Source organism: Bacteroides sp. 224 (assembly GCF_010500995.1).
Classification (GTDB): Bacteria; Bacteroidota; Bacteroidia; order Bacteroidales; family Bacteroidaceae; genus Bacteroides.
Window position 1 is genome coordinate 1 of the sequence record NZ_QVMK01000014.1, and the last position, 15,118, is coordinate 15,118.

The 15,118-nt window shown below is 42.2% G+C and carries 9 protein-coding genes; 5 read left to right on the top strand and 4 right to left on the bottom strand.

Features of this window, described 5'->3' with window-relative positions; genetic code table 11:
- Nucleotides 1–201: 201 nt before the first annotated feature.
- Nucleotides 202–2,442: an amino acid permease gene (locus D0T60_RS08650; RefSeq protein WP_163217776.1), complete on the top strand. Its 2,241-nt coding sequence runs from the start codon at nucleotides 202–204 to the stop codon at nucleotides 2,440–2,442.
- 90 nt (nucleotides 2,443–2,532) lie between these two features.
- On the opposite strand, the gene D0T60_RS08655 is transcribed toward D0T60_RS08650, so the two are convergent.
- Complete coding sequence (locus D0T60_RS08655; protein WP_163217778.1) at nucleotides 2,533–5,157, bottom strand: valine--tRNA ligase; 2,625 nt, start codon at nucleotides 5,155–5,157, stop codon at nucleotides 2,533–2,535.
- Between the two features lie 61 nt (nucleotides 5,158–5,218).
- Nucleotides 5,219–5,857: a hypothetical protein gene (locus D0T60_RS08660; protein WP_163217780.1), complete on the bottom strand. Its 639-nt coding sequence runs from the start codon at nucleotides 5,855–5,857 to the stop codon at nucleotides 5,219–5,221.
- A gap of 247 nt (nucleotides 5,858–6,104) precedes the next feature.
- On the opposite strand from D0T60_RS08660, the gene D0T60_RS08665 reads away from it, so the two are divergent.
- The 4 genes from D0T60_RS08665 (at nucleotide 6,105) to D0T60_RS08680 (ending at nucleotide 9,273) form a co-directional block, all read left to right on the top strand.
- On the top strand, nucleotides 6,105–7,193 hold the full coding sequence (locus tag D0T60_RS08665; RefSeq protein ID WP_163217782.1) for a DUF3810 domain-containing protein: 1,089 nt from the start codon (nucleotides 6,105–6,107) through the stop codon (nucleotides 7,191–7,193).
- A 65-nt stretch (nucleotides 7,194–7,258) separates the two neighbouring features.
- Complete coding sequence (gene mazG, locus D0T60_RS08670) at nucleotides 7,259–8,041, top strand: nucleoside triphosphate pyrophosphohydrolase (protein WP_163217784.1); 783 nt, start codon at nucleotides 7,259–7,261, stop codon at nucleotides 8,039–8,041.
- A gap of 221 nt (nucleotides 8,042–8,262) precedes the next feature.
- Nucleotides 8,263–8,985 carry a hypothetical protein gene (locus D0T60_RS08675; protein ID WP_163217785.1) on the top strand — a complete coding sequence of 241 codons (723 nt, stop codon included), beginning with the start codon at nucleotides 8,263–8,265 and terminating at the stop codon, nucleotides 8,983–8,985.
- Nucleotides 8,986–9,003: 18 nt separating this feature from the next.
- Nucleotides 9,004–9,273 carry an Imm17 family immunity protein gene (locus tag D0T60_RS08680; RefSeq protein ID WP_163217786.1) on the top strand — a complete coding sequence of 90 codons (270 nt, stop codon included), beginning with the start codon at nucleotides 9,004–9,006 and terminating at the stop codon, nucleotides 9,271–9,273.
- A gap of 280 nt (nucleotides 9,274–9,553) precedes the next feature.
- On the opposite strand, the gene D0T60_RS08685 is transcribed toward D0T60_RS08680, so the two are convergent.
- Complete coding sequence (locus tag D0T60_RS08685; protein WP_203558309.1) at nucleotides 9,554–12,760, bottom strand: DUF4450 domain-containing protein; 3,207 nt, start codon at nucleotides 12,758–12,760, stop codon at nucleotides 9,554–9,556.
- Between the two features lie 224 nt (nucleotides 12,761–12,984).
- Complete coding sequence (locus tag D0T60_RS08690; RefSeq protein WP_163217788.1) at nucleotides 12,985–15,096, bottom strand: hypothetical protein; 2,112 nt, start codon at nucleotides 15,094–15,096, stop codon at nucleotides 12,985–12,987.
- Nucleotides 15,097–15,118 lie beyond the last annotated feature (22 nt).

Below are 15,118 nucleotides of genomic sequence, written 5' to 3' on the forward strand. Positions count from 1 at the left end.
AAAACAGTGGACTTGATAATCTATCTGAAAAAATAATAGGCAGGAAAAGACACATTTTTATACGCTTGTGTGAAATATGAAAATTATCATGTACATTTGTGATCATACATTTTACAGTCTATAATAATGAATAACAATAGTGTGAACAATCAAAGCCTGTAAGGTGTTTGATAAGATATCTCTAAACAATAAATCCTATATATGACTTCACTTAAAAACTCTATAAAAAGCACCGGATTAGGAACTGCCCCCGTTTATTTCACTGCCATATCTACCATACTTGGAGCGGTATTATTCCTCCGTTTCGGGTATGCCACAGGAAGCGTTGGCTTCTGGGGAGTCATTGGAATTATTATATTAGGGCACCTTATTACTATACCTACGGCACTTGCCATTTCGGAAATTGCCACCAACAAACGGGTAGAAGGCGGGGGAGAGTATTTCATTATCTCTCGCTCCTTCGGATTAAAGATTGGCTCCACTATCGGGCTTACGTTATTCTTTTCGCAAGCCATTAGTATTGCTTTCTACATCATTGCTTTTACCGAAACATTTGCTCCGTTCTTCGATTGGTTTCATACTCAATATGGCTATGAACTGCCCAGGCAGATTATCAGTGTACCGGCATTAGTCATTTTATCTCTTGTTATTCTTTTTAAAGGGGTTAATTCGGGGATGAAGATTCTTTATATCGTAAACATCCTGCTATTGGTGGCCTTGGGATTGTTTTTTCTGGGAAGCCCAATCGATCCGGGCGATGATCTGACAAGGATGCCGGGAAACAACTTCGGCTTCTTCAACAAAGAAAACTTCTTCATTATTTTCGCTATCTGCTTCCCGGCATTCACTGGCATGACGGCCGGCGTGGGACTTAGTGGCGACCTCAGAAACCCGAGTAAGTCCATACCGCTTGGCACCATGGGAGGCACAGTCACGGGGCTTATTGTATATATACTGATTGTCTGGAAATTATCCGTGTCTGCCTCGCAAGCCGATTTATTAGAAGATCAGCTTATCATGTCGCAGATAGCACTTGCAGGTCCTATCATTATCCCAATTGGTTTGGCGGCCTGTACATATTCATCGGCCTTGGGCTCCATATTAGTTGCTCCCCGAACCTTGCAGGCACTTGCCATAGATAATACTTTGCCCATAGGAAAAGTAAACACACTACTTGCCAAAGGAAAAGGAAAAAACAAAGAACCTTTTAATGCTACCATCTTAGCCTCACTCATTGCGCTGATCTTTATATTAATGGGTAATATCGATCAGGTAGCAGAAATCATTTCTATGTTCTTCCTGATTACGTATGGTTGTTTGTGTCTTATATCTTTCTTGAATCATTTTGGTTCGCCTCCCTCCTACCGTCCGAGGTTTAAGTCGAAGTGGTTTTTCTCGCTGGGCGGCTTCCTGCTTTCTGTATGGGTGATGTTTATGATTAATCCATTTTACACAATTCTGGCTTACGTGGTTATCATTATCATCTATTTACTGATAGAACACTCCAACAAAGACCAAAAAGGATTGGTCGAAATATTCGAAGGAGCTTTATTTCAGCTCAATAGGCATGTGCGTGTATTTATGCAGAAAAGCCAGGCAAACATGGAGCATGAGGAATGGCGACCGTCGGCTATTTGTGTTTCTCCTAACTCCTTCGAAAGAGATAAGGTATTGGAGCTAATGAGATGGATTAGTCACCAGCACGGGTTTGGCACCTACTTCCATTTTATTGAAGGATATTTCAGTAAGCAAACATATACCGAAGCGCAAGAGATATTGCGTCAGCTTGTTACTACTCAAAAAGAGCATGGCAGTGCGTTGTATATCGACACGATGATATCTCCCTCCTATACCTCGGCTATTGCTCAGGTTATTCAGGCGCCATCCATCTCCGGCATGGAGAACAACATGGTGGTATTTGAATACGACAAGCAACAACCGGAGGAGTTGAGCCGCGTTCTGGATAATATCAATATTGTACGAGCAGGCGACTTTGACGTTTGCATCTTTGCAGGCTCTCACTACCCTATTCGCAACCGAAACGATATTCATGTTTGGATTCGGCAAACAGATGAGAAGAATACCAACCTGATGATTCTGTTAGGATACATCATTATGGCACACCCCGACTGGCGCAGAAGCCAGATCAAGATATTCATCACCAGCACCAACGAGAACACAGATGAGGTTAAACAGGAGTTGGAAGAACGTATAGCCGTGGGGCGTCTTCCTATTACCTTAACCAACATAGAGATTATCCTTCTTGGAGAACATCAAACGCTAAGTGATGCTGTTTTGGAACGTTCCAAATATGCAGGTTTAACGCTCATTGGTTTCAGGGAAGAGATTATCAAGCACGAGCCAATGAACTTCTTCAACGAATTTCAGGGCATTGGAGATGTATTGTTTGTGAATGCTTCACACTCAAAAGTAATCAGCTAAGTTTCTCACTTTTCTCAACGGCGTGAGAATAATACAAAAACGGTCGCACGAAAATCTTCCGGCGACCGTTTATTTACTAAGTAAAGTCTTCTATTTCTTCAAAGCCGCAATGCTTTCTTTTAAAGATTGAATAATACTTTCCGCATCTGCTTGCTTCTTGCGTTCCATTTCAAGAACAGCAGCCGGAGCATTGCTTACGAATTTCTCGTTGCTTAGTTTCTTCAACACACCTTGAAGGAATCCTTCTTTGTGTTTCAGCTCAGCTTCCATACGAGCTATCTCAGCTTCGGCATCAATCATATTACCCAACGGAACAGCAAATTCGGTGGTTCCAATCATGAAAGAAGCGGCACCATCTGATTTAGTATCTACTACGGTAATATTTGAGATATTACACATCTTAATAATAGCTGCACCAAACTCTGCTATCGGGTTCTGTCCAACGATTTGTAACTCCAAAGGTTCTTTCTGAGCAATGCTCTTCTGCAAACGAATACTACGTATATTACTAATAACCTCTTTTGCGATGTCGAAATCAGCAAGGAAGCTTTTATCTACATACGTATCCAAACAAAGAGCCTGTACCATAATACTTTCTCCCGAATCGCGTTCATACATTTGATGCCACAACTCTTCGGTGATAAAAGGCATAAACGGATGAAGCAGTTTCAGCAAATTATCAAGGAAACAGATGGTAACGCTATAAGTTGTTCTGTCAATACCTTGTCCGTAAGCCGGCTTAATTAACTCCAGATACCAAGAAGAGAACTCGTCCCAGAAGAGTTTATAAACAGCCATCAGGGCTTCGCTCAAACGATATTTGCCGAATAAGTCGGCTACTTCCGCAGCAATTTCGTTCTGTTTAGACTCAAACCAATGAGTAGCCAGTTTGTTGGCTTCAGGCATTGGAAGCGAAGAATCTACCGTCCACCCTTTAATCAAACGGAAAGCATTCCATATTTTACTGTTGAAGTTACGTCCTTGTTCGCAAAGCGCATCATCAAACAAGATGTCGTTTCCGGCAGGAGCCGAAAGCATCATTCCCATACGCACACCATCGGCACCGTATCTATCAATCAGTTCCAACGGATCGGGAGAGTTGCCCAATGATTTAGACATCTTACGTCCTTGCTTATCGCGCACAATACCTGTAAAGTACACATTCTTAAATGGCATGTCTCCTTCATACTCATATCCGGCCATAATCATACGGGCTACCCAGAAGAAAATAATATCCGGCCCGGTCACCAAATCGCTGGTTGGATAATAGTACTTCATTTCTTCATTGCCCGGTTCCAAAATACCATTGAACAACGAAATAGGCCACAACCAAGAAGAGAACCAAGTATCCAAACAGTCTTCATCCTGACGAATATCGGCAAGAGTCAAGTTGGCATTTCCGGTTTTCGCTTTGGCTTTTTCCAATGCTTCCTGCTCGTTCATGGCTACTACATAGCCTCCTTCGGGCAAGAACCAGGCAGGTATACGATGCCCCCACCACAATTGGCGACTGATGTTCCAGTCTTTGATGTTTTCCATCCAGTGGCGATAGGTGTTCTTATATTTAGGCGGATAGAATTTCAATTCATCATCCATTACAGGCTTCAAAGCAATCTCTGCCAGATGTTCCATTTTAAGGAACCATTGCATAGACAGTTTCGGTTCAATAACCACGCTGGTACGCTCGGAATATCCTACTTTATTGGTGTAGGTTTCTTCCTTTTCCAACAATCCGGCAGCAGTCAGGTCGATAACGATTTGTTTGCGAACATCAAAACGATCCATGCCGATGTATAACTCACCGGCTTCGCTGATAGTTCCGTTATCATTAAAGATGTCGATGATAGGAAGGTTGTACTTCTCGCCGAGCATATAGTCGTTTACATCATGCGCCGGAGTTACTTTCAAACAACCTGTACCAAATTCGATATCTACATATTCATCTTCAATCACAGGAATCACCCGGTTTACCAACGGTACAATTACTTTCTTCCCTTTCAGGTGTTGGTTCTTGGGGTCATTGGGGTTGATACACATTGCCACATCACCCATAATAGTTTCGGGACGAGTGGTAGCCACAACGGCATACGTATCTTCTCCCTCTACTTTATAGCGGAGGTAGTAAAGTTTTCCATGCTCTTCTTTGTAGATTACTTCTTCGTCGGAAACGGCAGTCAGCGCTTGAGGGTCCCAATTTACCATACGTACACCGCGGTAGATGAGTCCTTTTTCGTGCAAATTATTGAATACTTTCAATACGCTTTCGCTACGAATTTCGTCCATCGTAAAAGCAGTACGATCCCAGTCGCAAGATGCTCCTAAGCGACGAAGCTGCTTAAGGATGATTCCTCCATGCTCTTCTGTCCATTCCCAGGCATGTTTCAAAAATTCTTCGCGGGTAAGGTCTGTTTTCTTAATGCCTTGTGCAGCCAGTTTGTTTACTACTTTGGCTTCCGTAGCAATAGATGCGTGGTCTGTTCCCGGCACCCAGCAGGCATTTTTACCTTCCATACGGGCACGACGAATCAGAATATCCTGAATGGTATTATTAAGCATGTGTCCCATGTGCAGGACACCTGTGACGTTAGGGGGCGGTATGACGATGGTGTAAGGCTCACGACCATCGGGTTTCGAACTGAACAGTTTATGCTCCATCCAATACTGGTACCATTTTCCCTCTACATCAGCGGGATTGTACTTGCTTGCTAATTCCATGTTCTTTTAATCTTTTAATATACAGTTGATATGAGGATGCAAAATTAATAAAATATATGGATCAAATTTTGCCTCCCTCTTTTATTTGCAAACGGAAAGATAATTTATATCCTTCGAATATAGCGATTCCGTAAAACAATGCCGTCATCGACATCAGATTCTCTACCAAAGATGACATAACCAATGACATGGGAATTTCTCTCAATGCTTCAAAGAAAGGCATCTCAAAATCTCTCGCCGTATAGCCTACAATAGACAGATAGTCGCCCAGCACACAGCCAAGTAAAGCCATGCAGGCTCCCAACACACCAAATACCGGTGTAACTCCCTTTCCAAAAAGACGTATGGCATAACCTACCAGAAATCCCATCCCTACAGCCATATAGCCTATTTGCATGCCGGAGGATACAGAAATCAACGCCCATACAATAGCACCTGCCACACAAGCAGCCAAGCCGGCAACCACAGCCATGGGCATATTCTGTTCTTTTTTCAATTGTTCTATATCGAAAGCATTGGCAGATACTTCTTCTTCGGGAAGCGGTGCGTTTTGTATCAATGCTTCATCTAATTGAAAATCATTACATTCTCCCTCAAACACGGGGTTTGCGTTTGTGCGTTTGCAAACAAGTCCTCTGCCTGTTACGAAGCTGCGCGAGGTACAGTTACGGCAAGCTTCCAGTCCTTCAAGTTTTCTCATAATTTATATATAGTAGTTAGTAGCTACAGCCTCACCCCAACCCTCTCCAAAGGAGAGGGGGAAAGAGGTTACAGCTGTCGCAGAATGTTTGCATAATATATTTCATGCCTCCCTCTCCTTTGGAGAGGGCTGGGGTGAGGCTGTATCTACTAGCCATTTACTTAAATTTCGCAAATATAGCCATATTTCTCCTGCCTGTTGTTTATTTATTGCATATTTTTGTATTCTCGAATATACTTAACTGCCCATGAGAATAAAACGTACTACACTCATACACTGGAGTATTATGGCTTTCTGTCTGATTCTTATTTGGATCACTCAATCCGTACCTGCCTGGGGAGAGGGGTATGCTCGTTTTGTGTATCCTTATATATATAGAGTTCTCTCGCCTGTTTCGGGTATATTTCCATTCTCGGTGGGCGATCTTTTTATATTTCTTAGCTTATTAGGTATTATAGTTTATCCGATTGTCGGACGTATCAGAAAAATACGATGGATAAAAATCCTGCAACATATTATTCAATACTTAGTATGGGTTTATATTTGGTTCTACCTGGCATGGGGGCTTAACTATTCTCAACAGAGCTTTTTACAACGTGCACAAGTGCCTTACATAGCTTATACACCCGAAATATTTCAAGACTTTGTAAACGACTATATCGAGAATCTGAACACTACTTTTGATTCGGTGCCGGAAACTAACAAGTCTGTCATTCACGAAGAAATCATCTACGAATACAAACAAAACAGTCGGGAATTAGCCATACATACTCCCCAAGGAAAGCCTAAAGTAAAAACGATGATGTTTACTCCGCTCATTTCCAAAATGGCAATTACAGGATACATGGGTCCTTTCTTTTGCGAGTTTAATGTGAATGGCGACTTACTCCCCTATCAATATGCAACTACTTACGCCCACGAAATGGCCCATCTTCTTGGAATAACCAGCGAAGCAGAAGCTAATTTTTATGCGTATCAGGTCTGCACCCGCTCGGAGAATCAATTCATAAAATTCTGCGGCTACTTCTCTGTACTAAATCATGTATTGGGAAATGCCCGAAGATTATATACCGAAGAGGAATATAAAGAATTATTTCAACGCATCAACCCAAAGATTATTGAACTGGCACGATTCCATCAACAATATTGGAGCGATAAATACAGTCCGCTTATCGGAGATATTCAGGATTGGATGTATAACCTTTATTTAAAAGGGAATAAGATTTCAAGCGGAACGAAGAATTATTCGGAGGTTATAGGGTTGCTGATTTCATGGAGAGAATATAATAAAAGAGATAATTTTACCACAGAGGACGCAGAGGGCACAGAGTTTTAATTCAGAATTAATTACTCCTCTGTTCCCCTCTGTGTTCTCTGTGGTGAATATTTAAATAAAAAGCTATGAGTACAAGAGAAGAAAAAATGGAAGCCTTCGGTCGCTTCCTCGATATTTTAGATGAGTTGAGAGAGAAATGTCCCTGGGACAAAAAACAAACCAATGAGAGTCTTCGCCCCAACACTATAGAAGAGACTTACGAGCTTTGCGATGCATTAATACGTAACGACAAAGACGAAATATGCAAAGAGCTGGGAGATGTTTTGTTACACATAGCTTTCTATGCCAAGATTGCCTCCGAGAAAGGAGATTTTGATATAAAGGATGTATGCGACCGCCTTTGCGAGAAGCTTATATTCCGTCACCCACATGTATTTGGCGATACACAAGCAGAAACCGCCGGACAAGTATCCGAAAATTGGGAACAATTGAAACTGAAAGAAAAAGGTGGCAATAAAACGGTATTGAGTGGTGTACCTGCTGCTCTCCCCTCGCTGATTAAAGCGTATCGCATTCAGGATAAAGCACGAAATGTAGGTTTCGACTGGTCGCAAAAAGAAGATGTATGGGATAAAGTAAAGGAAGAGTTTGAAGAACTTCAAGTCGAAATTTCCAATATGGATAAAGATAAAGCAGAAGCAGAGTTTGGCGACCTTTTCTTTAGCCTGATTAATGCAGCACGCCTGTACAAAATTAACCCGGACAATGCTTTGGAACGTACCAACCAGAAGTTTATCTATCGCTTCAACTACTTGGAAGAAAAAACCATTAAAGAAGGAAGAAATCTTAAAGATATGACCTTAGAAGAAATGAATGCTATTTGGAATGAAGCGAAACGAAATGAGTAACGAATAAGGTTTCTGCAAGTAATTGTTTGGAGAAGCAAGATAAAAAATGGTATCAGTTAGATGCCACAGCGAGAAGTCATTCAACTCGTTTATAAATCATTCTTTTTGTACATTTGCGAAAAACAGTGTATATTGCATCTTATGGAGTGTATAGGAGTTTAATGATCTACTGGAGATGCCGGAATACGCTATTAATCAAGAAAACAACTATGATAAACAACTTGAGAATAATTATAATTTCTGTATGTGTATCTATGATATTATGTTCCTGCTTTGATAACAAACCTTGGACAAGACCAATTCCCAAATGTATCAATGATACAATAAACCGTCCCGACTATGTATCTTCTAAGGCAACTTATATTATAGAGGTAGGAGGCGAAGTGACAAACGATGAACCTTGCTTCATCTATTGGGTAGAATATCTTGGTTCTGCAACTATAAACGATAAGGTATATCCATATATCAAGAAAATACTTGTTTATTACAGCAAACATGAAATTGATACGATGTATCTTGAAAATCCGGATATCCGAAATGGGAAGATTAAAATAGATGACCAAAAGGCTTACATTACACCTGTTAGTAATGGAGATGGTTTACATGAGATCTCAATTGTTAACGGGAAAGACACGATTAAAGTGCATGAATCATACGGTTTCGGAAAAGATGAAAGAATTTCAAGTTTTAAGTTTGATAAAGAACTTAATAAAATGCGATTTAATGGATATAGAGAATGTAGTATTACAGTGGAAAACGGTGAAATAACACTACACTACGAGGGTGATATAAAATACAAACTATCTAAAGACTGTAAATTGGAAGACGTTAAAACGGAAAATATGTGCTATATGGATGATGATAATGGGAAAATTTACTTTTTAGAGCGTGATTGTTTCATAGAGCCCGTTAATCCTGAAGATTGGTATTCTTCACTATATTAAAACTTTAATTGTTTTACAATGGAACACCTAAAAACATACTTTGAAGAAAACCCCGCACATTTCGGGTACATATTAATCGCATTGGGAATCGCTATGCTGGTTGCAAGTATTAAAGGCTCGAAATGGTTATTCGAAAAAGATGTAATCGGCTCTACCTACAGCCTGAACAAACTGGATGGCTGGATCAATATTTTCGGGAAGAAGACGGCACGAGTGGTAGCAGGTATATGCTCTGTACTACTTATTTTGGTTGGGGTGTTTTGGGTTTGGTTGTATAAAACTGTGTAAAACAAGATGAATAGATTTATTTTTGTCTCTATCCTTTTGTTGTTATATGTGCTGCTATCATACATATACAGTTCACCTAATTACGGAAATGGATTTTCTTTGGGATATCCTGTTTTTTATTACGAGTTCTATGTCAGCACAACAGAGAAACAATGGGGTACAAACATTTTAAACCTCTTATTAAATGTATTGATTGTTTTTTCCATTTACCAGATTGTTCGAACAACAATCTGGCAAATTAAAAGATTTTCAAGAAAACACACAGAGGATATGTAACAGATCATCTTTGCAAAGTAATCCCCATTAAACCAATTACCACTTCATTCGATATCGTTTCCAAAGTCAATCTCTTTAATTCTTTGGTTGCATTTAAAGGCGTATCCAGTAATACTCCGGCTCCTCCGGGTATAGGTCGGCCGTATACTCCTTTTATATTCAGTTCTTTACCCAGATTATTACTAACCAATCCTGATTTTAGGTGAAAACGATAAGGGCGTGGCTCTTTCGTTTGGAAAGCAAGACCATCTATATAGAAGTCTTGTTCTATCGGGCACCAGTTATCCGGGTTTATCAACTCTAATGTATCTGATGTTCCATCCATGTACTCCACTTTTACAATACCATTTACGATGTGGCATTGCATGTGGTTGGTGCTTCCGGCCATCATCAGGTAGGCTCTTGAGGCTTTTCCGGATAAGGGGATGCTCAGGCTATCGGGGTAATTATCCCATAGGGAAGTAAATGCAATGTTTCGCCCTTTTGCCGGTGTACGGAATGAAACGCCCAACTTGGTAGCAAAAACGGTATCGCGTACTAATGCTCTTAATCCGGAATCATCAATATCTGCTGTGAGTTTGGGGTGACACCACTCTCCTATTCCTTGCGTTGGTATTTGCAAAGTGGTGTATGGAGAACGAGGACTCAGATATTCATTGGTAAAGATATCTGTAACAGAAGCATTCCATACTTTATCCATATTTACGAGCACACAAGCAGATGAATCGACTTGAGAGAATGGTTGCGAAGCTACTTTACATTCGCTGCCCTTTATATATAATGGGATGGGATGCCACCACTCCATTTCGCCCTGCTTCATTTTCAGGAAGAAAGTGCGATGTCCCTGATTGGTTCCTATGGTACCTTTTAACGCTCCTTTATCCACAGAAAAGTTTGAGAACACATGTTGCGGGTCATAAACTTCATGAAACGTTGCATTAGGCCAAGCGTTTAAAGTATAGGCTTGCAAAGGATCACAAACGGATTCGGCAGCTATTGTCGGCAAAGAGTTTCCTTTCCAGGTGATTTTTACGATTGCTTCTTTCGCGGCAGGTGCCGAAATGTTAATTACCGGATATCCGGAGGCAGCCTCTACAAACTCCCACTTTCCTTCCTCTCCATTAATTTGGATAGAAGAAATAGCCTCTCTGGAAGCATTAATCTGCAAACTTAAAGTCAGTGGTTGGGCAAAATGTTGCTTTACGATATATGTATCTACAGATTCTTCTCTCCGAAAGCTGTAAGCTATATCGGGGGTAGAAAGTGAAGCCTTGTTCCAAGAGGCAGGGAAGCCGGGACGAATAACTAAGCGACCGTTCAATGCATCCGGAAGAATACCAAACAGCCCTTGTATCAATAATCTGGAAGCCACCCCTATCGGATCGCCAAAGTCGCGATAGCATTCTCCCCGGGCAGCATCATAAAAGCTTACTTGACCGAAGTTACCGGGGCTACGACCCAGATACATACCATCTAATACAGAGCTTTTCATCAGCTTATATCCTTCTTCCGGGCGACCTGCCTGAAAATAAGAAAGGGCAGTGTGCATCACTTCGGCAAAAGCTACATTGTTGATACTCCACGAATAAGGTAGCCAGTTGGTGGTAGCGATGGTTGTATAACCTTCGTCTGTTAATCCGTCTCCGGTAACTGGTATATGAGGAATTTCCGTATCTACATAGCGAGTGGCTTGGTAAGCCTGAAAAGGATCGGCCACATCACTATCCAACGCATGGTAGATGGTCCATACACCTGCGTTCTCATGAAGGCGACGATGCCCCATAAAATCTTGAAACTCTGCCCAGTGTCCTTTAGTGGGAAGCCAAAGGCGGCTGTTCAATCCTTTTAATATCAAATCGGCTTCTTTTTTATAGGGGGTAGGATCTTCGCCTATTAATTCTGCTATTCGTGCAGTCATTTTATTGGCTCGATAGTTGTAAGCAGAAGAGTGGGTTACGGCGCCACTGTTATAATATAAAGCATCGCTTGCCCAGATGCAGGCGTAGGCATCGTATAATCCGTCATTGTCCGGATCGAAGTTTAATTTTTCCCAGGCAAGATGGCGGGTTAATACAGGCCACATTTTACGGGCATATTCCAGATCGCCCGTCCAGTTAAAATGCCACAATAGTTCATCAATATAACACAGGTTCATGTCATAGTGATGCATCTGGTCATTTTTATTCGGATTTCTACATATATAGCCGTTACTGTATTGCGGAGTTCCCCATTTCTTGGCAGAGCGTGCCAGGTTCAATGTAGAATCTTGTGCCGGGTGAGGAATGGTGTTCGGTACTTCCGTTACCTGACTGGCAGAATATGCATCGAAATGTGTTCTTGCCCGATCGTGCCAACCCAGCGCATCTCCGGTATAAGCTGCGCGCCAACCGCTTAAAGGCATACGCCAACCCACTGCGCCATGTAGCCACACTTTCTCGTCCCAAATGCCATCGGCTGCTACGGCTAAGGCACCTCCCAACGTATTTAGATAAGGATCGGGAGTCTCTATTTGAATACGAGAGGCTAATGCTTTGCGTGCCTCTTCGGCCTTGTTGTAAAGCGAGGGAAGCTTTGCCTTTTCCGGAATATCTCCCCAAGTAAAAAAGAATTCTTTCTTTAGAGAAATCTCTCCGGTAGTAATATCGGTGGCTCCGGGCTTTAGTTCAAAGCTATCGGCCGGGTCTACTCCCAGATCACCGTTTCGGCTCAAACGTTTCTTTGTTGCTCCTCCATGCTTCCAGGTAAGTACGGCTTTCTTTGGCATGTTTATAGCAGAAAAACGCCAGATGGCTCCATCAGCATCGGGCAGAGCCAATACATCAATAAAGAGTTCTCCTTTGCCCCACGAAGGATCGGTTAAATAGTAAGAACGTTTTCCGGGTGTATAACGGGCTTCGCAATGAGCTGTCTGATCCAGAGGAAGCACAGTACCATCTGCTGTTTTTAGGGTGAAACTGATATTTCCTCCCAATCCATTATTATAAAATGCAAACACCGGGCGGTCACTTGTTTCTACTCTAAAAGGGCTGTGACTGCCATATAAAGCACGTGTATAACGGTTCTTTCCGTTTACACACACAAAGTCTTCTCCATCAGGATAATATTGCATCACACGAGATGCGCCCCGCAAATGATCATTCTGTGATAGAGATTCAATAAAATCTCCTATTTGTTTACGTGGAGTTTGCGCTTGTAAAACATGGGTTCCCATTAGACCCAACAGGCTTAATGAATATAAGAAAACACGATCAGCACAACGTGAAAAGAAACACTTCATAGCAATATATTATACTTTAGTTCTATGTATTAAAAACTATTCTCTAATGAAACATCCGATGACACCCCCATGTCATCACCAACGACACCCGGGTGTCGTGCAAAATGACACCCGGGTCTCGTCAACTTATTCACTCATTCATTTAGTCACAAGGACAGCTACGGCATGGGGCTAAGACCCTCCCATACTACATTCCAAGTACCATCTTTCGGGAAGCCTGGGTTAATGGTAGTACATCCGTCCCAGCCTGCACACATCATAGCAACCGCTGTTAACAGCCCTCCGTTACCGGGAAGATAAACCCGTAAGCGTCCATCCTGGTAATTATGTCCGTTCACTAAATATGTATTGGTTCTTTTTTCCATTAAAAGGGCTCCTACTGCCTTTTCCGGTTCACCCATGCGGGCGGCGTTCATGGCAGTCATCGGATAATCCCATCCCCAGGTTTTACCCCAGTTCCAGTTGTTCCATATCCAGTTCAACGTATTCTTCATATAATCTTCCCTAATCAGTTTATTCATGGGTAAAATGCCCACAGCTCCCAGCACGGCCGGATGATCGGAAGTATACCGAATATCAATATAGGTATCCGTAGCTGTTTCTGCTGCCAGGTAAAGTTTATCTCCATTATAAGCTAAGGGAGAGAGTTTATCAATCATTTCATCCCACTCCAGATTTCGTTTCTCGCCGGTACGTTCGCGCCATTTCTGGGCGGTTTCCATAGCAAAGTGCCAGTAAGAGAGCTCAAAAGGCGGGTTCACCGTTTCGGCAGCTCGCAAGGTTTCTTGTGCGGGAATGGCCCCTTTCAGGATAAAGCGTCCTTCCAACTCGTCATACGTGGCAAAAGAATACATAAATTTAGCTGTTTCTTGAATTAAATCGTTGTATTTGGCTACTATTTCTTCGGTGGGGTTGGCACGATACAAAAGTTCGGCCAGATAAATAATGTGAGGTTGTTGCCAAATGAGGTAACTACCCACTTTAGAAGGACCTTCGGTGCCCGAAGGATCGGTCATCTTCATCCATCGAACGCCGTCAAATCCTTGTCTTCGTGCAATTTCGCGGGCTACCGGGGCTACTGTTTCGTACCAGCCAAGGGTACGGTCGAGCATCTCACCCCGATTCCATAAAGCAAATTGTGCCTGGTGCCACCAAATCATCTCCAAATGGAATTTGCCATACCAGGAGTTATAAGTCAACCCCGTTTCTTGCGGAGGTGTAGAACCGGCACATTGAATGGCAAGCAGGTATTGACTTAATACTACGCGTCTTTCCAACTCTTTGGCACGCGAGTCGGTACATTTAGAGAAATCGACAGCAGCTCCTTCTTTCCAGAAGGACATCCAATGTTCTGCCGCAGCCAATTGAGCTTCTTCGGCAGTTATTTTTTCGGCAGAAGGTATATTCGAGCTAAAAGCACAGGTAAAAGCAAATGTTTCTGTTTCGGGCTTTAAAACAAAATAGTTTTTTGATTTCTCCGAGAGTTTGGCACTCCCTTCCCAACAGATGGTTACATAGTATGTGGTATCATCCAGTTGTCGTTTTAAAATAGCAGATTGTTCATTCTGACTGTATATGGTGGTAGTAGTGTGTTTGTCGTTAGCTTCCCAGTTGCAGGCATCATCGGCATGCCCTCCGGTGGGATACGGGAAACGGAAGTTAATTCCCGCCTTTGCCTGAGCAGTAATGCGGGCGGCTATCATATCAATGGTCGGGTGACAGGAAGTTTCCACTTTAAACTCTTCTCCGTTTACTTTAAAGTTACTGCCAATCACTCCTTTCCACATATCGAGTGTTTGGTTTATATCTGTAATTTGGGTTGGCGTTATATCTTCGCCCAATTCAAAGCCCACAATGCCCAAATGCAAACGGTGAGGATTCACTCTGAACCAATCGGCAGCTTCTTTATTGCGCCCCGGTTCATTGAATTGTGCGGAATAAGGCTCTTGCTTTCCACGACCAAAATCGCAAGCTTTAAGGGTTTCATCATGCCGATAGTTCTCCGGATTGGCAAAACTATGCCATCCCCATTGGGCTTGTGTTCCTAAAGGCACTCCTTTCTTATACATATTCGGGAAGGTTTGTAAGCCGGTGGCATCTACTGTGTAAGCAAATTCGCCGTTACCTACCGAAAGGGAAGAAAGAGAATCGAAGGAGGTTACCGTTGGGCAGTTGCGTGCCACTAACCCCTCTCTATCAATAGGAGGCTGCTTTTCCGCACTACAAGCAGCTATAATAAGAGCTGTGAGGAAATAAAAGAGTTTCTTCATAATTATTTAAAAAGTGATGGAT

What these genes read in the sequence shown, in the direction of transcription:
- D0T60_RS08650 (WP_163217776.1), top strand. Translation starts at nt 202, where the DNA reads ATGACTTCACTTAAAAACTCTATAAAAAGCACCGGATTAGGAACTGCC.
- D0T60_RS08655 (WP_163217778.1), bottom strand. Translation starts at nt 5,157, where the DNA reads ATGGAATTAGCAAGCAAGTACAATCCCGCTGATGTAGAGGGAAAATGG.
- D0T60_RS08660 (WP_163217780.1), bottom strand. Translation starts at nt 5,857, where the DNA reads ATGAGAAAACTTGAAGGACTGGAAGCTTGCCGTAACTGTACCTCGCGC.
- D0T60_RS08665 (WP_163217782.1), top strand. Translation starts at nt 6,105, where the DNA reads ATGAGAATAAAACGTACTACACTCATACACTGGAGTATTATGGCTTTC.
- mazG (WP_163217784.1), top strand. Translation starts at nt 7,259, where the DNA reads ATGAGTACAAGAGAAGAAAAAATGGAAGCCTTCGGTCGCTTCCTCGAT.
- D0T60_RS08680 (WP_163217786.1), top strand. Translation starts at nt 9,004, where the DNA reads ATGGAACACCTAAAAACATACTTTGAAGAAAACCCCGCACATTTCGGG.
- D0T60_RS08685 (WP_203558309.1), bottom strand. Translation starts at nt 12,760, where the DNA reads ATGGGAACCCATGTTTTACAAGCGCAAACTCCACGTAAACAAATAGGA.
- D0T60_RS08690 (WP_163217788.1), bottom strand. Translation starts at nt 15,096, where the DNA reads ATGAAGAAACTCTTTTATTTCCTCACAGCTCTTATTATAGCTGCTTGT.